The sequence below is a fragment of the Thermohalobaculum sediminis genome (assembly GCF_023487995.1).
Taxonomy (GTDB): Bacteria; Pseudomonadota; Alphaproteobacteria; order Rhodobacterales; family Rhodobacteraceae; genus Thermohalobaculum; species Thermohalobaculum sediminis.
In genome coordinates this window covers 298,836-317,108 of record NZ_JAMFKN010000005.1, presented here as the reverse complement: position 1 = coordinate 317,108, position 18,273 = coordinate 298,836, and the positions used below count along the sequence as shown (strand labels likewise).

Here is an 18,273-nt window from a genome sequence, read left to right as displayed (position 1 = left end):
ACGCTGCAGCATCAGAACGGCCGGACGGGTCGCGACGGGGGAACGATGGACTGGGACAAGCTGCGCGTCTTTCACGCCGTCGCGGATGCCGGCAGCCTGACACATGCGGGCGAGCAGCTTCATCTCAGCCAATCCGCCATCAGCCGGCAGATCCGCGGGCTCGAGGACCAGCTCCAGGTCACGCTGTTCCACCGCCATGCGCGGGGCCTCCTGCTCACCGAGCAGGGCGAGATCCTCTACGAGGCGACATCGGCCATCGCCAAGCGGCTGATGGTTGCGGGCGCACGGCTGCGCGATTCCAAGGACGAGGTGCATGGCGACCTGAGGGTCACCACCACGGCGGGCTTCGGCACGCTGTGGCTGGCGCCGCGCCTCAAGCGGCTGTTCGAGAAGCACCCGAACCTGAGCGTCGACCTGATCCTGACCGAGGCGGTGCTCGACCTGCCGATGCGCGAGGCCGACGTGGCGATCCGGCTGTCCTCGCCCAGCCAGGCCGACCTGATCCGCCGCCCGCTGATGGAGGTGACGATGCGCCTCTATGCCAGCCAGGACTACCTCGCGCGCATGGGCACGCCGCGCGACGCGCGCGAGCTCGAGAGCCACCGCCTCATCACCTATAGCCCCGACGCGCCCCAGCCGCACGAGGCGGCGGAGTGGCTGAAAAGCCACACGTCACCGGCGAGGAGCTCGCATCTGCGCATCAACAGCTATTTCGGCGTGCTCAAGGCGGCAGTGAACGGACTTGGTGTCGCGGCGTTGCCGGATTACATCACCCGGGATTATCCGGATCTCGTGAATGTCCTGCCGCACGAGATCAGCCCACCGATTCACGTTTATTTTGTTTATCCGGAAGAACTTAGGCGCTCTCAGCGAGTGCTGGCCTTCCGCGACTTCATCCTGCGCGAGGTCGAGGAATTCAGCCGGGCGCAAGGCGAGGACCAGAGGGTTGCGCGCAAGGCATAGCTGAGTTGCATGCCTGCGACCGAAGGGCAACTTGCAGCGCGCCAGCCGACGGACTATCTCCGCTTTGAAGCGATGCTGATCGCGTCGCTTCGGTTGTGATACCTCCCTGTTGAACTCGGCCGGGCCCAAGTGGCCCGGTTTTTTTATGTCCGGCGGACAACTTTCGGTGTTGATCGCTTCCGGGCGGCGGCGCGCTAGATATCTATTCCAACGGAGCGCAACCGTATTGCCGTCGCGAGGACCCTACATGAACATCCTTCGCAATCCGCGCTGGGCCCTGCCCGAGAGCGCCGTCACCTCCGAAGCTGTATTCTGGAACCGCCGCGCCATCCTGGCCGCCGGCGGCGGGCTGATGGCGGCGGGCGCGCTCGCCGGGCTCCCGGGTGCCGCCAGCGCGGCCGCGCCGGGCGAGCCCCTTGCATCCCCGCCCGCCACGAACCCGGCCCATGCGGATGCCGGCCGGGCCGTGACGCCCGAGCCCGTCGCCTCGGCCTACAACAACTTCTACGAGTTCGGCTCGCACAAGGAGATCGCCCGCGCCGCGCAGGCGCTGCGGACCGATGGCTGGACAGTCACGCTCGACGGGCTGGTCGAGGCGCCGCTGACCATCGGGGCGGACGAGCTGATCGGACAGATGCCCCTCGAGGAGCGTATCTACCGCCACCGCTGCGTCGAGGCCTGGTCGATGGTCGTGCCATGGACCGGCTTCCCGCTCGCGCGGCTGGTCGAGCTGGCGAAGCCGCTCTCCTCCGCAAAGTACCTGCGCTTCGAGACCTTCCTCGATCCCGAGGTCGCCCGCGGCCAGCGCCAGCACTGGTATCCCTGGCCCTATGTCGAGGGGCTGACCATGGCCGAGGCCACCAACGAGCTGGCCTTCATGGTGGCCGGAGCCTATGGCAAGGTGCTGCACAAGCAGTTCGGCGCGCCGATCCGGCTGCACCTGCCGTGGAAATACGGCTTCAAGTCGATCAAGTCGGTGGTGCGCGTGAGCTTCGTCGCCGAGCGCCCGATCAGCTTCTGGGAGGAGCTGCAGTCCGCTGAATACGGCTTCTGGGCGAACGTGAACCCCGCCGTGCCGCATCCGCGCTGGAGCCAGGCCGAGGAGCGCGTGCTGGGCACCGACGAGCGCGTGCCGACGGTCAGGTTCAACGGCTACGGACCCGAGGTCGCGGGCCTCTATGCCGGCATGGAGGCCGAACTGGGCGACCGCCTCTGGCGCTGAGGGCCCGCTCGCCGGAGAAAGCTTGCGCTGCCCCGGGCTCGAGCCGGGGCCTCTCCGGCACCTCCGCGAGGCCCCGGCCCGCGGCTGGGGTAAGCGGGGTCGTTTGCGTGGGCGCCCGTTTAAAGCCCCACGATCTCGTCCTCGGAATAGCCCTGCAAGGCGAGCAGCGCGTCGAGCCCGGCATGGCAGATCACCGCGTCAGACCTTGCCGCAAGCGCGGGCTTGGGCCGGAAGCCCACGCCCAGCCCCGCCGCCTCGATCATCGCAAGATCGTTCGCGCCATCGCCCACGGCCAGCACGGCCTCGGCCCCCACGCCCAACGCAGCCGCGGCCTCTCGCAGCGCGTCGAGCTTGGCCTCGCGCCCGAGGATCGGCTCGGCCACCTCGCCGGTCAGCAGGCCGTCGCGCGCCAGCAGGACATTGGCGCGGGCCTCCGAGAACCCCGCAGCCTCGGCCACCCGCTCGGCGAAATAGGTGAAGCCTCCCGAGACCAGCAGCGTGCGCGCCCCGGCCGCGCGCATCGTGCGCACCAGCGCAGAGGCGCCTGGATTGAGACTGACCCGCTCGGCGTGCACACGCGCAAGCGCGGCCTCGGGCAAGCCGGCGAGCAGCCGCACACGCGCCCTGAGCGACCCTTCGAAATCGATCTCGCCCGCCATCGCCCGCTCGGTGATCGCCGCGACCTGCGGCTTCACGCCCGCGACATCGGCAATCTCGTCGATGCACTCGACCGGGATCAGGGTGGAATCCATGTCCGCGATCAGGATGCGCTTGCGCCGCCCCGTCAGCGGCACGGCATTCACGTCCACGCCCGGCAGGGCCGCGGCGAGGGCGGCAAGATCGGGCGCGGTCCCGGCCGCGATCTCGGCTGCCGCGGGGCCGAGCCGGCGGGGGCCGTCACCGTCCGCAGCCCGCGCGGCAACCGCGATCTCGGCGTCCGTCAACCCCCGCGCGCGCGGCGCGGTCAGGACGACCGCAACCCCCGCCACGCTCAGGCCGAGGCCGCCGCGCGGCGCGCCGCCATGATCTCCTCGAGCTCGGCGCTCAGCAGGAACGCAAGCTCGAGCGACTGGCTGGCGTTCAGCCGCGGGTCGCAGGCGGTGTGGTAGCGACTGGCGAGATCCTCGCTGGTCAGGTCCTGCATGCCGCCCATGCACTCGGTCACGTCCTGCCCGGTCATCTCGAAATGCACGCCGCCCGCATAGGTCCCCTCGGCGCCATGCACGTCGAAGAACTCGCGCACCTCCTGCAGCACCTTGTCGAAGGGCCGGGTCTTGTAGCCCGAGGCCGACTTGACGGTATTGCCGTGCATCGGATCGCACGACCACACCACCTTGCGGCCCTCGCGCTCGACCGCGCGCACCCAGCCGGGCAGGTGGTCCGCGACCTTCCCCGCCCCGGTGCGGCAGATCAGCGTGAGCCGCCCCGCCTCGTTCTTGGGGTTCAGGATGTCGATCAGGCGCAGCAGGTCGTCAGGCGCCAGCGACGGCCCGCATTTCAGGCCGATCGGGTTGATCACGCCGCGGCAGAACTCGACATGCGCGCCATCGGGTTGGCGGGTGCGGTCGCCGATCCAGATCATGTGGCCCGAGCAGGCCACCGGCTCACCCGTCGTGGAGTCCACACGCGCCAGCGCCTCCTCGTAGGGCAGCAGCAGCGCCTCGTGCGAGGTGTAATACTCGACGGTCCGCAGCGTCTCCATCGTGTCCGAGGTCACGCCACAGGCGCCCATGAAGTCGATGGCGGCGGAAATCCGCTCGGCGATCTGCTGGTACTTCTCGACCTGCGGGCTGCCCTTGGCGAATTCGAGGTTCCAGCTCTGCACCCGGTGCAGGTCGGCGTAGCCGCCCGTCGCGAAGGCGCGCAGCAGGTTCAGGGTGGCCGCCGACTGCATGTAGGCGGTGACCATCCGCTCGGGGTCGGGGATGCGCGCCTCGGGCGTGAAGTCGAAGCCGTTGATGATGTCGCCGCGGTAGGAGGGAAGCTCGACGCCCCCCACCACCTCGGTCGGGGCCGAGCGGGGCTTGGCGAACTGGCCCGCCATGCGGCCCACCTTCACGACGGGGACGCGCGCGGCGTAGGTCAGCACCACCGCCATCTGCAACATCACCCGGAAGGTGTCGCGGATCACGTCGGCCTTGAAATCGGCGAAGCTCTCGGCGCAGTCGCCTCCCTGCAGCAGGAAGGCCCGCCCCTCGGCCACGTCCGCGAGATGCGCCTTGAGCCGGCGCGCCTCGCCGCCGAAGACCAGCGGCGGATAGCTCGCGAGCCGGCCCGTCACGCGCTTCAGCGCGGCCTCGTCCTCGTAGACGGGCATCTGCAGGGCGACGCGGTTGCGCCAACTCTCGCGGCTCCAGCTCTGGGTCATCGTCGGCTCTCCTGAACGTGCACGCGCCCGCTCTAGCAGACCCGCGCGGTCGAGGCCAGAGGCCCCGGAGCAGCCCTTGACGGGGGACTGATAGCGGCGTCAATGTCGGATTCAGGCAATGATTCGCGCGAAAACGCCGCTAACAGGCGAGAGTGAGCACCATGGGCTCGGCAGCCGCCCCCCAGACCGTCAAATCCGAGGAGACTCGGCCGCGGGAGTTCATCTTCCTCCTGTGCCCGATGTTCTCGATGATCGCCTTCGCCTCGGCCATCGAGCCGTTGCGCGTCGCCAACCGCATGGCGCGCCGCCCGCTTTATGCCTGGCGGCTGGTGTCCGAGACGGGCGATGCGGTCGAATGCTCGAACGGCACCACCGTGATGGTGGATGGCCCGGTCGAGGACGTGAACCGCGACAGCTCGATCGTGGTCTGCACGGGCTTCGGTCTCGAGCGCGCGGCCTCGAAGCCGATCCTGACCTGGCTGCGCAAGCAGGTCCGGCGCGGCGCCCGGGTGGGCGCACTCTGCACCGGCGCGCATGTGCTGGCGAAGGCGGGGCTGCTGGACGGCAAGCGCTGCACCATCCACTGGGAGAACCACGCGGCCTTCGGCGAGGACTTCCCCGAGGCCAAGCTCTCGAACCTGCTCTATGTCGTCGATGACGGGGTGTTCACCTGCGCGGGCGGCACCTCGTCGGCCGACATGATGTTGCACCTGATCGCCGAGGAGCATGGCGCCGATCTCGGTTCGCTGGTCGCCGACTGCCTGATCCACACGCCGATGCGGTCCGACAACGACGAACAGCGGCTCAGCGTGCCGGCGCGGATCGGCGTGCGCCACCCCAAGCTCGTGCAGGTCATCCAGATGATGGAGCGCGCGACCGAGGACCCGGTCAGCCCCTCGGACCTCGCCGAGGCGGTCAACATGTCGACCCGCCAGCTCGAACGGCTGTTCCGCCGATACCTCAACCGCTCCCCCAAGCGCTATTACATGGAACTGCGGCTCGAGAAGGCGCGCAGCCTTCTGCTGCAGACCGACATGAGCGTGATCAACGTGGCGCTGGCCTGCGGCTTCACCTCGCCCTCGCATTTCTCGAAATGCTACCGTGCGCATTTCGACCGCACGCCCTACCGCGAGCGGGGCACGCCCGCGAACACCGGCTCGTCCAAGCTGCGCGGGCCCGATCCCGGCACGGGCACGGTCAAGGTGCGCAGCGGCCCGCGCGCCGCGACGGCGCGCTGAGGCCGCGTGGCCGAGCCGACGCCGGGCGCGCCGCGCCCCTCGCCCCCCGGCCGCGCGGCCTTCCGCGTGTTCCGCCCGATCACCACGCGCTGGTCGGACAACGACGTCTACGGCCACGTCAACAACGTGCGCTACTACTCGTTCTTCGACACGGCAGTGAACGGACACCTGATCGAGGCGGGCGCGCTCGACATCCATGCGGGTGCGGTGATCGGCCTCGTGGTCGAGACGCGGTGCAGCTATTTCGCGCCTCTCGCCTTCCCCGAGACGGTCGAGGGCGGCATCCGGGTCGACCGGCTGGGGCGCAGTTCCGTGACCTATGCGCTGGGGATCTTCCGGGCGGGCGCGCCGCAGGCCGCGGCGGCGGGCGCCTTCACGCATGTCTATGTCGATCGAACGACGCGCCGGCCGGTGGAGTTGCCCACGCGCCTGCGAGAGGTGCTGAGTGGCCTTCTCCTTCCGAACCCGGCCGGAGGCTGATGGCGCCTCGGCCGCGACAGGGCGGCCGCGCGCTGGTCGGGGCGGCGAGATTCGAACTCGCGGCCTTCGGTACCCAAAACCGACGCGCTACCAGGCTGCGCTACGCCCCGTCAGCCATGGCGGATACAGGAGGGCGCGCATCCCGGCAAGCCGCGATCGCGAGCTATCGGGGGCAACGGTGCTCGGGCGGCGCGGCGGCGAAGGCTGGATGCACGACCTGGCTGCCCGGGCCGAAGCCGTGACGCGCCGCCTCGCCCGCATTGACCTCGAGCACCGCGAGCGCCTGGCCCTGGGACGGCAGGGTGGCTTCCGAGAAGGGCGTCGTGCGCTCGGCGATGTTGAGGATGAGCCCGGTCGCGTCGATGAACACGATGTCGAGCGGCAGGATCGTGTTCTTCATCCAGAAGGTTGCCTGGCGCGGCTCGGGGAAGATGAACAGCATGCCCGCATCCTGGTCCATCGAGGTGCGGAACATCAGCCCCTGTGCCTGCTCGTCGGGATCGTCCGCGATCTCGACGCGGTAGCGCACGGGACCGGCTGGGGCGAGCACGCTCACCCGGTCCGGCGCGCAGACCTCGGATCCCGTCGCCGGCGCGCCGAGGCCGAACACGACGAGGCCCGCCAGCAGGGCGGGCCGCAGGATGGGAAAGCCGTCGCGCCCGGCGCGACTCATTCGGTGGCAGAGGCGCGGGTGCCGTCGGGCAGCGCGCCGGCATCCCACAGCCGGACCTCGGCCACCATCAGGCCGCGCGGGCCGCGGAAGGTGCGCACCGCCATGCCCTCGCCGCTCGAGAGATCGGCGAAGCCGCTGCGCCGCACGATCTCCATGTGGACGAAGACATCTTCGGAGAGGCCGAAGACGTTGACGAAGCCGAAGCCCTTCTGCTTGTCGAACCATTTCACCCGCGCGGGCTGGAGCGGACCGGCCTCGGCCTCGGGGCCGAGGAAATCGGTCGGACGCGGGGCGTCCGAGAGCCCCTGGTCGCCGCTCTCTGCCGACGGCTCGGGGTCGGCCACGGACAGGATCTCGCGCGCATGCAGGCCGCGCGCGCCCTCGGCGGTCAACACCTCGATGCGGGCGCCTTCCGGCAGGGCGGTGCGTCCGAAGTTGCGCACGCAGGAGGCATGAACCATGATATCGCTTCCGCCCGCCTCGGGCACGACGAAGCCATATCCCTTCACGGCGTCGTACCACTTCACGCGACCGGCAACCACGGAACCCGACGCCTTCATGTCTTCGCTCACCCTCATCCCTCCATCACGGACCGGGCGCTCTGCCATATTCTCATCATCTTCGGGTCCGCGAAAAGCCTTATTTGACCGGGCATCGAATTCTGTCTCGCGCGAGCCGATTCTGCCGGATTCGCGAACTATGGGCGATAAACCCTTTGGTTTGAAGATGCGAATCACCTTCTGGCCCGTCGCGGCCCTGATCTTCGGCCTTTCGCTGACGGCGTGCGGCGTCACGGACAGGCGCGCGGCGCCCTCCAACCTGCTTGATACCCGATCGCTCATCGTTCTCGAACAACCCCCGATCATCGAAGCCCGCGGCGAGCAGGAGCTCGGCCTCGTCCGGCTTCAGTCCACCAGGCTCGATCCCGTCGCGCTGTCCGCCCGCACGGACGCGCGCGTGGTCGGGGCCGAGGCACTTCCCTATCTTTCAAACAGCGAAGCCGGTCAGAAGTTCCTTGCCCTCGGCGCGCCGCGCGCAATTTCCCGCGGCTCGCCGCCCGAAATCTGCCCCGTGGTGGGCGTCGCCGGGGGGGCGGGAATGGCCAGCGCGGGCGACGCGGCGGTCGCTTCGGTGCGCGCCTGCCTCGCCGCCCTCGATGAGGCGGACGCGCCGCTCTGCGGCTGCCGGCTTATGGCGCTCGACGGCATGCTGACGGTGCCGCAGGCCGAGATGGCCTATGCCGGCGGCACGACGGCGCGGCTGCGCGCGCCGGCACTCGGGCTCGACCTGATGATCGTGGCCGAGGATCTCGGCCAGAGCGTCACGCTCCTGCGCGACCTGAAGGGTCCCGTCGGCCTGCTGCGCCACGGGCCGGACGGCGAGGTCGAGTTGACGCTGGCGGGCGAGCCGGGCCGTGTCTTCGAGGGGCGCAGCAACGCCGTCGGCTTCCGGCGCGGCAGGCTGGCCGAGCGCATCCGGGTCGAGGATGACGAGGGGCGCGCGGTGACGCTGCTGATCGGATTCTCGCCAGCCGAACTCGCCGCCGGCGCGGCCGTAGCGAATGCCGGCCGGCCCAGCGGATGACGCGCGGCACGCGGGGCGGGGCGCGTCAGCAGCCGCCGCGGTCGCCCTCGGCGCGGGTCCAGATCTGGCTCTGGCCGAAGACCGGCAGGCCGACGAAGCCGCGCACCTCCAGCCGGTCGGCGTCGATCAGCGTGAGCCGGCCCGAATAGGTCTTGCCGTCGCGGGGATTGTAGATGCCGCCATCCGCCCAGCGGCCGACATCACGCTGCCGGAAGCCCGCGACCAGGTCGATCCCGCAGAGCGGCGCGCCCCGCACGTCGCGCTTGGGGCTGCCGGTCGCGTCGACGGGATCACTGAGCCAGACCATCCGGCCGCAGAGCTCGCTGCCGCAGGGGCCGATCTCGATGATCGCGCGCCGGTTCTCGGACAGCCAGTAGCCGAACACCGCATCGGTTGCCGCAAGCACGCGCCCCGGCGCCAACGCCGCGAGCACGACGGCAACGATCATCGCAAGCCTGCCCATGCCGGCCTCACTACACTCGGGTTTTATGCTGGGGACTCAGAACGCTCGGCGCCGATATTCAACCGGCATCACACCAAGGCATCACCATAGACCATCGCGCAGGTGCAGCGCAACATCCCGTTGATGCATAGCGGCAACAGGTCACGGCGATTTTATCACTTGCCGCGGCAGCGGGCGCTCGCCAGCATGGCGCCGCCGCGCCGTTCGCGCGGGTCGGGGTGGAACGGGGACGATGTATCAGAGCTTCGAGACGGCCGCGGACGGGCGCCACGGCGCCGCGCGGGCGGCGCTGCTGCGGGCGGCGTTGGCAGCGGCAGGCGTGGACGGCTTCCTGGTGCCGCGGGCGGACGCGCACCAGGGCGAGACGGTGGCGCCGCATGACGAGCGGCTGGCCTGGCTCACGGGCTTCACCGGCTCGGCCGGGCTCGCGGTGGTGCTGGAGGCCCGCGCCGCGCTGTTCGTCGACGGGCGCTACACGCTGCAGGCGGCGCAGCAGGTCGACACCGGGGCTTTCGAAGTCGTCGCCACGCACGAGACCGCGCCCGAGGCGTGGCTTGCCGAGGCGCTGCCGCAGGGTGCGCGGCTGGGCTTCGATCCCTGGCTGCACAGCCGCGCCGAGACCGAGCGCCTCGGGGCCGCGGTCGCCGGGCGCGGGGGCGAGATGATCGCGCTCGACGCCAACCCGCTCGACGCGGTGTGGGAGGACCAGCCGCCGCCGGCGGCGGGGGCGGTCTCGATCCACCCGGACGCGCTGTCGGGCGAGCCTTCGGCCGACAAGCGCGCCCGGATTGGCGCGGCGCTGGCCGAGGCGGGCACCGATGCCGCCTTCCTTTCGCTGCCCGACTCGATCGCGTGGCTCCTGAACATCCGGGGCAGCGACCTGCCGCGAAGCCCGGTCGCCCAGGGCTTCGCGCTGGTCTCGCGCTCGGGCGAGGTCGACCTGTTCATCGATCCCGTGAAGCTCGACGGCACCGTGATCGCCCATCTGGGCAATGGCGTCGCGGTCTGCTCGCCCGAGGCGCTGGACCAGGCGCTGGCTGGGCTTGCAGGCCGGACCGTCCGGCTCGACCGCGCGAGCGCGCCGGTGCGGATCGCCGCCCGGCTCGAGGCCGCCGGCGCACGCATCGACTGGGGGCGAGACCCGTGCGCGCTTCCCAGGGCCATCAAGAACCCGACCGAACTTGCCGGCATGCGCGCCGCCCACCGCCGCGACGGCGCCGCCTTCGCGCGCTTCCTGCACTGGCTCGACGCCGCCGTCGCGGCGGGCGAGGCGCTCACCGAGATCGACGTGGTCGAAGGGCTCGAGGAGTTCCGCGTCGAGACCGGGGCGCTGATGGACATCAGCTTCGACACGATCTGCGGCTCGGGCCCGAACGGGGCGATCGTGCATTACCGCGTGAGCCGCCAGAGCAACCGCGCGCTCGCGCCGGACGAGGTGCTGCTGATCGACTCGGGCGGGCAATACCGCGACGGCACGACCGATATCACCCGCACCGTCGCCCTCGGTACCGCGCACGAGCCCGCGCGCGCCCCGTTCACGCTGGTCCTGAAGGGCATGATCGCGATCAGCCGGGCGCGCTGGCCCAAGGGGTTGACCGGGCGCGACCTCGACCCTTTGGCGCGGGCGGCGCTTTGGCGCGCGGGGCTCGACTATGACCACGGCACCGGCCATGGCGTCGGCTGCTATCTCAATGTCCACGAAGGCCCGCACAGCCTCTCGCGGCGCGGCGGCGAGGTGGCCTTCGAACCCGGGATGGTGGTTTCGAATGAGCCCGGCTACTACAGGACCGGCGCATTCGGGATCCGCATCGAGAACCTGCTCGCGGTCACTCCGCCCGCCGTGCCCGAGGGCGGCGAGCGCCCGATGCTGGGCTTCGAGACGCTGACGCTTGCGCCGATCGACCGCCGGATGATCCTGCCCGGGATGCTGGACGCGGACGAGCGCGCCTGGCTCGACGCCTACCACGCGCGCGTATTGGCTGAGATCGGACCGCTGGTGCCTGCCGACACCGCGCACTGGCTTGCCGCCGCCTGCGCACCGCTATGCGCCCCGCCCGCCACGCTATGAGTTGCCCGGCCGCGGCATCCGTCGCATGCTGCAGCCGACGAGTTCTCCCGGAGGGTCCCCCGATGTCAGAAAGAATCTCGCTGTCGCCCGCGGGCGGCACGGTGGTGGTGCGCGCGGGCGGCGCCATAATCGCCGAGAGCGCGAAGGCAATCCGCCTCGACGAGGCTGGCTACCCGCCGGTCTACTACATCCCCCGCGCCGATGTGGGCATGGAGTTCCTCGACCGCTCGGCGCACCGCACGACATGCCCGCACAAGGGCGAAGCGAGCTACTTCCACATCATGGCCAAGTCCGGCGCCATCGAGAACGCGGCCTGGTCCTACGAAACGCCGAAGGCCGGGCTCGAGGCGATTGCCGGGGCGCTGGCCTTCTACCCGGAGAAGGCCGCGGTCGAGCTGCTCTGAGGCAAGGCGCTCAGCCGTGTTCCTCCCGCAGCTCGTCCTCCAGCGACCGGCTGTAGGCGCGCAGCGCATCGACATGGAAGACGGCGCCGATCAGCTCCGGCTCGGCCTCCGTATCGCCGGGCCCGCCGGCGGGCTCGTCGATCACCGGCAGGAACGGCCCTTTGAGCCGCTCGAGCAGCGGCAGCGCGCGCTCCAGCGTGTCTGTCCGGCGCAGAAAGGCGCCCTGGCGGTGCAGTTCCCAGCAGGCGCTGTCCGAGGCGCCGTTCTCGGCCCCCCTCAACCGCATCACATGCGTAACCTTCAGCGTGCGGGCCAGATAGTCCTGCGGGCCATAGGCCAGCTTCAGCCCCTGCCGCTCGAGTTGGGTGAGGAAGAAGCTGCGCGCCACCAACCGGTCCGCCACGACCGAGGCGGCCGAGATTGCCACCATCACCGCAATCGCCGCCTGCCAGTCGCCGGTCAGCTCGAAGACGATCAGCGTGGACGAGATCGGCGCCCCCAGCACCGCCCCCGCCACCGCACCCATGCCCGCCAACGCATAGAGGCCCTGGCTCCCCGCCACGGCGGGAAAGACATCGATCGCGATCGCCCCGAAGGCCGTGCCGGTCAGCGCCCCAAGCATCAGCGCGGGCGAGAAGATGCCGCCGCCCATGTGTCCCGAGAAGGTCGTCGCCACCGCGATCACCTTGACCACCGCGAAGATCACCGCGGTCGAGAGCGCAAGCTGCGAGGTCAGCGCGAGCGCCGTGGTCTCGTATCCCACACCGATGATGTGCGGGTACTCCAGCGCGATCAGCCCCAGCACCAGCCCCGCCACCGCGGGTCTCAGCCAGCGCGGGATCCCAAGCAGGCGCTGGACCCGGTCGCCCACCCCCTCGGCGAAGAAAATCGCGCGCATCATGGCGACTGCCGCCAGTCCCGAGACGATGCCCAGCATGATGAAGGCCGGCAGTTCCTGGTAGAAGCTGATGGTATGCACCGGCAGTACGTATTCGGTGACGTCGCCATGATGGACGCGGCTGACCACAGCGGCCGCGACGGAGGCGATCACGATCGGGCCGAAGGCGTGCAGCGCATAGTGGCGCAGCACCACCTCGAGCGCGAACAGCGCGCCCGCGAGCGGCGCGTTGAAGCTCGCGGAGACCGCCGCCGCCGCGGCGCAGCCCAGGATGTCGCGCGCGGCGATGTCGGGCGCGCGCAAGCGGTCCGACACCCATGAGGCGATCACCGCGCCGATATGCACCGCCGGCCCCTCGCGCCCGGTCGAGCCCCCGGTCGAGAGCGTGACCAGCGCCGCGAGCCCCGAGGCCACGCCGACGCGGCGGTCCACCCGCCCGCCCCTCAGCGCCGCGGCCTCGATCACGTCGGCCACGCCACGCGCCTTCCCGTCGGGCGTCAGCCGCGTCAGGATGATCCCCACCACCAGCCCGCCCAGGACCGGCACCGGCAGCACCAGATACCAGGGCAGCGAGGCCACGACCGAGTGGATGATGGCGTCCGACGCGCCGTAGAAGATGCTCTGCAGGAACGGGATCGCGGCGCGGAAGAGCGTGATCGCATAGCCCGTCAAGACGCCCACGACGACGGCGATCAGCCACAGCACCGCCTGGTTCGTCGGCTCGACCTGCCGCAAACGCGCCCGCAGGAGACGGACCCGCGCGCGTGTCCGTATGCGCGCGCCCAACTCGGCGCGCGTGACCGGCCAACCGCCCCCGATGTCACGCTTCGGCATGGTGCTGCGCCGGGTGAAACTGCCTCAGGCCTCAGCCTAAGCCCTTTTTCGATCAATGAAAACCCCGCGTGACGGCACGGCGGGGTCGGGTTCACCCCTTGCGCCGGATGCCAATCGTCCGGCCGACCTGCTGGGGCCGCGCCAGCCCGGCATGGGCGGCAAGCAGGTCGCGGATGCGCCCGGCGGGTCCCGGCGGGTAGGGCGCGCCGCGCCGGGCGTCGAGATCGACATTCATCGACAGCGACTCGTAGGTGGCCGCGCGCCGGCCATCGGTCTCGGCGATCATGGTGGCGATGAAATGCACCCGCTTCTCGTCGGCATCGAGCAGGATGATCTCGCAGTGGAAGGGCTCGCCCTCCAGCAGTTCGGCCAGGTAATGCACCTGGCTTTGCAGCGCCATCGGCCCCATTCGGTCGCGGCGTGCCGCCGTGGGCCCGATGCCCAGCGCCTCGAACAATTCGTCCAGCGCTCGATCGAAGGCCAGCGTGTAATAGGCGACGTTCATGTGGCCGTTGTAGTCGATCCATTCCGGCGCGACGGCTTGCGTCGAGCTGAGGAAGGGCGCGGGCAGGGCGTCGGCGTCGTTCATGCGGGGTCATCCTGATGCGGGCCTGTTGCGGCGCAGGATAGTTCCGATAGTCTGCCGCGCAACCGCCCCCTTGCCGAAAGCCGCGCGCCATGACCATCGAGACCGCCATCGCCGCCCTCGCCCCCCGCTTCGGCGAGCGCCTGAGCCGGACGCAGGCGATCCGCGAGGCGCATGGCCGCGACGAATCCTACCACGAGCCGCACCTGCCCGACGCGGTGATCTGGCCCGAGACGACCGCCGAGGTCGCCGAGATCGCCCGCACCTGCCACGAGCAAGGCTGCCCCATCGTGCCTTGGGGCACCGGCACCTCGCTGGAAGGCCACGCGATCCCGGTCCGTGGCGGCATCACGCTGGACCTCTCTCGCATGGACAAGGTGCTCGCCGTCCACCCCGAGGACATGGACGCCGTCGTCCAGCCCGGCGTGACCCGCAAGCGCCTGAACGAGGAACTGCGCGAGACCGGGTTGTTCTTCCCGGTCGATCCCGGCGCCGACGCCTCGCTGGGCGGCATGGCCTCGACGCGCGCCTCGGGCACCTGCGCGGTGCGCTACGGCACGATGAGGGACGCGGTGATGGCGCTCGAGGTGGTGCTGGCCGACGGGCGGGTGATCCGCACCGGCTCGCGCGCTCGCAAATCCTCGGCCGGCTACGACCTCACCCGGCTTTTCGTCGGCGCCGAGGGGACGCTGGGTATCATCACCGAGCTCACGCTGCGTTTGCATGGCATGCCCGAGGCGATCTCGGCCGCGACCTGCGGCTTTCCCGACATGCAGGCGGCCGTCGCGACCGTCATCGAGACGATCCAGATGGGCATCCCCGTCGCCCGGATCGAGCTTCTGGACGAGCTCACCATCCGCGGCTTCAACGCCTATTCGGGATACGCCATGCCCGAGCAGCCCACCCTTTTCCTCGAGTTCCACGGCTCGGCCGCCAGCGTGGCCGAGCAGGCCGAGATGCTGGGCGAGATCGCCGCCGGGCATGGCGGCACCGGCTTTGCATGGACCTCGAAGCCCGAGGAACGCACGCGGCTGTGGGACGCGCGCCACAAGGTCTATTACGCCCAGCAGTCGCTGCGCCCCGGAGCGAAGGGCTATGTCACGGACGCCTGCGTGCCGATCTCGCGGCTCGCGGAGGCGATCCTCGAGACCCGCGCCGAGATCGAGGCGAGCGGGCTGATCGCGCCGCTGGTGGGCCATGTCGGCGACGGCAATTTCCACATCGTGCTGCTGATCGACCCGGCCAACGCCGCCGAGCAGGCCGAGGCCCAGCGCCTCGCCGGCCGCATCTCGGAGCGCGCGCTGAGGCTCGGCGGCACGGTCACGGGAGAGCACGGCGTAGGGCTGGGCAAGATGCGCTACATGTCGGCCGAGCATGGCGAGGCATGGGACGTGATGGGCGAGATCAAGCGTGCCCTCGACCCGCGTGGCATCATGAACCCGGGCAAGATGGTGCCGGGCAACTGAGCCCGGCCTGCGAAAGCCGCGCCCCATCTCCCGAAGCCGCGCCGCCCCGGCCGCATTCGGCGGCCCCGGGTTCGACCCGGCGCTGCGCCGGCGCCGCCACGCCCGGCGAGGTCCCGGCGCAGGGGCCGGGACAGCGCGCCATGCCTCGCGCCGCCAGACACCGCAACCGCGCGCCCCCCGCCGTTTCCCGATGGCCGAGGCTCGACGAAGGGTCTCGCGCTCAACGCCGCCTGCGGGTCAGCCAGATGATCGCGGCGACGCCAAGCATGATCCATGGCGAGGGGCTGGCGAGGAAGGCGTCGAACCCCTCCCTCCCCTTGCCGGACAGCGCGCCGGCGAGCCCGGTGAAGCCCTCGACGCTGTGGACAAGGTATTCGCCCATCTCATCCCGCCTTCTCCATCAGGACCCGCGCGGCGTCGCGCGCTTCGGGCGTGATGACGTCGCCGGCCAGCATCCTCGCTATCTCGTCGACGCGGGCGGCGGCGGCTACGGGGGTGACGTCGGTCCGCGTCACGTGGCCGTCGGTCGACTTGGCGATACGGTAATGCCAACGGCCCTGGGCCGCAACCTGCGGGCTGTGGGTGACGACCAGCACCTGCGCCCCCTCGGCCAGCCGGGCGAGCCGTCGCCCCACCGCGTCGGCGGTGGCCCCGCCCACGCCGCGGTCGATCTCGTCGAACACCATCGACAGCCCCGGCGCGCGGGCGGCGAGGCAGACCTTGAGCGCCAGCAGGAAGCGCGACAGTTCGCCGCCCGAGGCGATGCGGTCGATCGCCCCCTCGGGTGCGCCGGGGTTGATCGTGGCGGTGAAGGACACCTCGTCGCTCCCCTCGGGCCCCGGCCGCCCCTCCGAGATCGCGGTGCGAAAGCGCGCGGCTTCCATCCGCAGGGGCGCGAGTTCCGCGGTGACCAGCGCATCGAGGCGCGCCGCCGCCGCCCGACGTGCCGCGGTCAGGGCGGCGGCTGCGGCGTCATACGCCCGGGCGGCGTTCTCCGCCTCGGCCTCCAGCGCCGCGATGCGCTCCTCGCCCGCGTCGATCTCGTCGAGCCGACGGGCGAGGTCGAGCGCAAGGTCCGGCAGTTCCGCCGGCAGGACGTTGTGCTTGCGCGCAAGGCCCCGGATCGCGAAAAGCCGCTCCTCGACCGTCTCGAGCCGCCGCGGGTCGAAGGCCAGCGCCTCCAGCGCCTCCTCGACCGCGCGCTGCGCCTCGCCCAGTTCCACCATCGCCCGGTCGAGCGCCTCGATCGGCGCCTCGAGCCGCCCTTCCGCCCGTGCCGCCGCGTGGGTCAGGCGCGACAGTGCCCCCGCCATCATCCCCTCGGCCCCTTCCGCCGACAGCGCCTGCGCGGCCTTAGCGACCTCCTCGCCAATGCGGACGGCGGCCTGCATCAGCCGCCGCTCGGCGTCGAGCGCCTCCTCCTCGCCCGGCTGGGGCGCGAGTTTTTCCAGTTCGGCCACCGCGTGGCGCAGGAAGTCGGCATCGGCGGCCGCCTTCGCCAGCCGCTCGCGCGCGGCATCGAGGGCGCGTCGGGCCGCATCGAGCCCGCGCCAGCACTCGCGCGCCACGGCAAGCTCCGGCTCGATCCCGGCGAAGGCGTCGAGGAGCCCGCGATGCGCCCGTGGGTCCAGCAGGCCGCGATCGTCATGCTGGCCATGGACCTCGACCAGTACCTCGCCGATGCGGCGCAGCATCTCGGCGCCGACGCGCTGGTCGTTGAGGAAAGCCCGTGCGGGACCGCTCTCGGCGGCGAGCCGGCGGATGACGATCTCGCCGTCACCTGCGGCAAGGCCCGCCTCGTCGAGCAGGGCATGGACCGGATGATCCGGCGCGACGACGAACTCCGCCGTCACCGAACCCTCGGACGCGCCCGCCATCAGCAGGTCGCGCCGGACCTTGCGGCCCAGCGCGAAGCCCAGCGCATCGAGCAGGATCGACTTGCCCGCTCCGGTCTCGCCGGTCAGCACGTTGAGGCCGGGGCCAAATCCCAGATCGAGGGCCTCGATCAGCACGATCTTGCGGATCGAGAGGGCCTTGAGCATCGGACGTCCCCCGGACCCGCCGGGCTCAGAGCCAGCGTCCGAGGATGATCTGGCGGTAGAGCGAGTCGACGGTGCCGCTCTCGTCGGGCTTGGGCAGGGTTTCGATCCCGGTGAGCAGGGCATAGCTGTCGGAATACCACTCCGACCCCGGGAAGTTGGTGCCCAGCACCAGCGCCACGCGCTCCGCCTCGTCGGTGAGGCCAAGGCCCACATAGGCCTCGACCATGCGGTGCAGGGCCTCCGGCGTCTGGCTGGTGGTCTCGTACTTGTCCACCACGTTCTTGAAGCGGTTGATCGCGGCCGTGTAGTGCCCGCGCTTGAGGTAATAGCGGCCGACCGACATTTCCTTGCCGGCGAGCTGGTCGCGGGTGAGATCGAGCTTGAGCTGCGCCTCGCGCGCATAGTCGCTGTCGGGATAGCGCGCGACGACCTCGGTCAGTTCCTCCATCGCGTTGATCGTCAGAGCCTGGTCGCGGCCCACGTCGACGATGTTGTCGTAATAGGTCAGCGCGATCAGGTATTGCGCGTAGGGCGCGTCCGCGTCCGAGGGATAGAGGTCGATGTAGCGCTGCGCCGAGGCCCGCGCGCTGGCGTAGTCCTTGCCCTGGTAGGACGAGAAGGCCGACATGATCAGGGCGCGCTTGGCGAGCTGCGAGAACGGGTAGAGCCGCTCGATCTCGTTGAAGGTCTGGGCGGCGGTGATCTCCTGCCCGGCCTCGAGCTGGCCCTGGCCTTGGGCGAAGATCTCGCTCGCGCTCATGTCCTCGATCTTCGGCTTGTCGTCGCCCGAGAAGGCCGAGCAGGCCGAGAGCGCGGCGGCGAGAAGCAACGCCGCGACCGGGCGCGGGAAACGCAGGGCGAGCGTCATGCGGGACAACCTCCGGCTGACAGGTCTTCTGGGCCGCGGGCGCACCGGATCGGGCACCGCGGCGCGGGTCGGCGCGACAATAGACGGGTTGCGCCGCAAGGCAAAGAGGGCTCGCG

18 protein-coding genes and 1 tRNA gene are annotated in these 18,273 nt (G+C 70.6%); 8 read left to right on the top strand and 11 right to left on the bottom strand.

Annotated elements, in window-relative coordinates:
* Positions 1-45: 45 nt before the first annotated feature.
* Positions 46-963, top strand: a complete 918-nt coding sequence (locus tag M1105_RS12860) for a LysR family transcriptional regulator (protein ID WP_249580769.1) — start codon at positions 46-48, stop codon at positions 961-963.
* A 247-nt stretch (positions 964-1,210) separates the two neighbouring features.
* Positions 1,211-2,185 carry a protein-methionine-sulfoxide reductase catalytic subunit MsrP gene (gene msrP / locus M1105_RS12855; RefSeq protein WP_249580768.1) on the top strand — a complete coding sequence of 325 codons (975 nt, stop codon included), beginning with the start codon at positions 1,211-1,213 and terminating at the stop codon, positions 2,183-2,185.
* Between the two features lie 119 nt (positions 2,186-2,304).
* Here msrP and serB read toward each other — a convergent pair whose 3' ends face one another.
* Together serB and M1105_RS12845 are read right to left on the bottom strand one after the other, a co-directional pair.
* Positions 2,305-3,174, bottom strand: a complete 870-nt coding sequence (serB, locus tag M1105_RS12850) for a phosphoserine phosphatase SerB (RefSeq protein ID WP_249580767.1) — start codon at positions 3,172-3,174, stop codon at positions 2,305-2,307.
* A 2-nt stretch (positions 3,175-3,176) separates the two neighbouring features.
* A complete protein-coding gene (locus M1105_RS12845; RefSeq protein ID WP_249580766.1) occupies positions 3,177-4,553 on the bottom strand; it encodes a class II 3-deoxy-7-phosphoheptulonate synthase in 1,377 nt (458 codons plus the stop codon).
* Between the two features lie 161 nt (positions 4,554-4,714).
* Here M1105_RS12845 and M1105_RS12840 point away from each other — a divergent pair, with 161 nt between their 5' ends.
* Both M1105_RS12840 and M1105_RS12835 read left to right on the top strand, forming a co-directional pair.
* Positions 4,715-5,791 (top strand): GlxA family transcriptional regulator, encoded by a 1,077-nt coding sequence (locus M1105_RS12840; RefSeq protein WP_249580765.1) that lies wholly within the window; start codon positions 4,715-4,717, stop codon positions 5,789-5,791.
* Positions 5,792-5,797: 6 nt separating this feature from the next.
* Positions 5,798-6,271, top strand: coding sequence for an acyl-CoA thioesterase (locus tag M1105_RS12835; RefSeq protein ID WP_249580764.1), 474 nt, complete (start codon positions 5,798-5,800; stop codon positions 6,269-6,271).
* Between the two features lie 33 nt (positions 6,272-6,304).
* On the opposite strand, the gene M1105_RS12830 is transcribed toward M1105_RS12835, so the two are convergent.
* The 3 genes from M1105_RS12830 to M1105_RS12820 all read right to left on the bottom strand — a co-directional run bounded on the left by M1105_RS12830 (position 6,305) and on the right by M1105_RS12820 (position 7,516).
* Positions 6,305-6,381: transfer RNA gene (locus M1105_RS12830), tRNA-Pro, on the bottom strand.
* 53 nt (positions 6,382-6,434) lie between these two features.
* On the bottom strand, positions 6,435-6,944 hold the full coding sequence (locus M1105_RS12825) for a DUF192 domain-containing protein (RefSeq protein WP_249580763.1): 510 nt from the start codon (positions 6,942-6,944) through the stop codon (positions 6,435-6,437).
* Entirely contained in the window at positions 6,941-7,516 is a 576-nt protein-coding gene (locus M1105_RS12820; protein ID WP_249580762.1) for a cold-shock protein, read from the bottom strand. Before M1105_RS12820 ends, M1105_RS12825 begins: the two co-directional genes overlap by 4 nt.
* On the opposite strand from M1105_RS12820, the gene M1105_RS12815 reads away from it, so the two are divergent.
* The gene (locus tag M1105_RS12815; RefSeq protein ID WP_249580761.1) at positions 7,503-8,528 is read left to right on the top strand and encodes a hypothetical protein; all 1,026 of its coding nucleotides are present in this window, start codon (positions 7,503-7,505) and stop codon (positions 8,526-8,528) included. The genes M1105_RS12820 and M1105_RS12815 overlap by 14 nt on opposite strands.
* Before the next feature lie 25 nt (positions 8,529-8,553).
* Here M1105_RS12815 and M1105_RS12810 read toward each other — a convergent pair whose 3' ends face one another.
* Complete coding sequence (locus M1105_RS12810) at positions 8,554-8,991, bottom strand: DUF2147 domain-containing protein (protein WP_249580760.1); 438 nt, start codon at positions 8,989-8,991, stop codon at positions 8,554-8,556.
* A gap of 232 nt (positions 8,992-9,223) precedes the next feature.
* Between M1105_RS12810 and M1105_RS12805 the strand changes: the two genes are divergently transcribed.
* Both M1105_RS12805 and M1105_RS12800 read left to right on the top strand, forming a co-directional pair.
* Positions 9,224-11,059 carry an aminopeptidase P family protein gene (locus tag M1105_RS12805; protein ID WP_249580759.1) on the top strand — a complete coding sequence of 612 codons (1,836 nt, stop codon included), beginning with the start codon at positions 9,224-9,226 and terminating at the stop codon, positions 11,057-11,059.
* Between the two features lie 62 nt (positions 11,060-11,121).
* On the top strand, positions 11,122-11,463 hold the full coding sequence (locus M1105_RS12800) for a DUF427 domain-containing protein (protein ID WP_249580758.1): 342 nt from the start codon (positions 11,122-11,124) through the stop codon (positions 11,461-11,463).
* A 10-nt stretch (positions 11,464-11,473) separates the two neighbouring features.
* Here the strand turns inward: M1105_RS12800 and M1105_RS12795 are convergent, their stop codons facing one another.
* On the bottom strand, positions 11,474-13,195 hold the full coding sequence (locus tag M1105_RS12795; RefSeq protein ID WP_249580757.1) for a chloride channel protein: 1,722 nt from the start codon (positions 13,193-13,195) through the stop codon (positions 11,474-11,476).
* Between the two features lie 91 nt (positions 13,196-13,286).
* Positions 13,287-13,784, bottom strand: a complete 498-nt coding sequence (locus M1105_RS12790) for a thioesterase family protein (protein ID WP_249580756.1) — start codon at positions 13,782-13,784, stop codon at positions 13,287-13,289.
* A gap of 89 nt (positions 13,785-13,873) precedes the next feature.
* On the opposite strand from M1105_RS12790, the gene M1105_RS12785 reads away from it, so the two are divergent.
* The gene (locus tag M1105_RS12785; RefSeq protein ID WP_249580755.1) at positions 13,874-15,247 is read left to right on the top strand and encodes an FAD-binding oxidoreductase; all 1,374 of its coding nucleotides are present in this window, start codon (positions 13,874-13,876) and stop codon (positions 15,245-15,247) included.
* Positions 15,248-15,467: 220 nt separating this feature from the next.
* On the opposite strand, the gene M1105_RS12780 is transcribed toward M1105_RS12785, so the two are convergent.
* Genes M1105_RS12780 through M1105_RS12770 form a run of 3 tightly spaced genes read right to left on the bottom strand, consistent with a single transcriptional unit; the run spans position 15,468 to position 18,157 of the window.
* Positions 15,468-15,629: a hypothetical protein gene (locus M1105_RS12780; RefSeq protein ID WP_249580754.1), complete on the bottom strand. Its 162-nt coding sequence runs from the start codon at positions 15,627-15,629 to the stop codon at positions 15,468-15,470.
* A 1-nt stretch (position 15,630) separates the two neighbouring features.
* Positions 15,631-17,289 carry a DNA repair protein RecN gene (gene recN / locus M1105_RS12775; RefSeq protein ID WP_249580753.1) on the bottom strand — a complete coding sequence of 553 codons (1,659 nt, stop codon included), beginning with the start codon at positions 17,287-17,289 and terminating at the stop codon, positions 15,631-15,633.
* A 25-nt stretch (positions 17,290-17,314) separates the two neighbouring features.
* Positions 17,315-18,157: an outer membrane protein assembly factor BamD gene (locus tag M1105_RS12770; protein WP_249580752.1), complete on the bottom strand. Its 843-nt coding sequence runs from the start codon at positions 18,155-18,157 to the stop codon at positions 17,315-17,317.
* Positions 18,158-18,273: the final 116 nt, after the last annotated feature.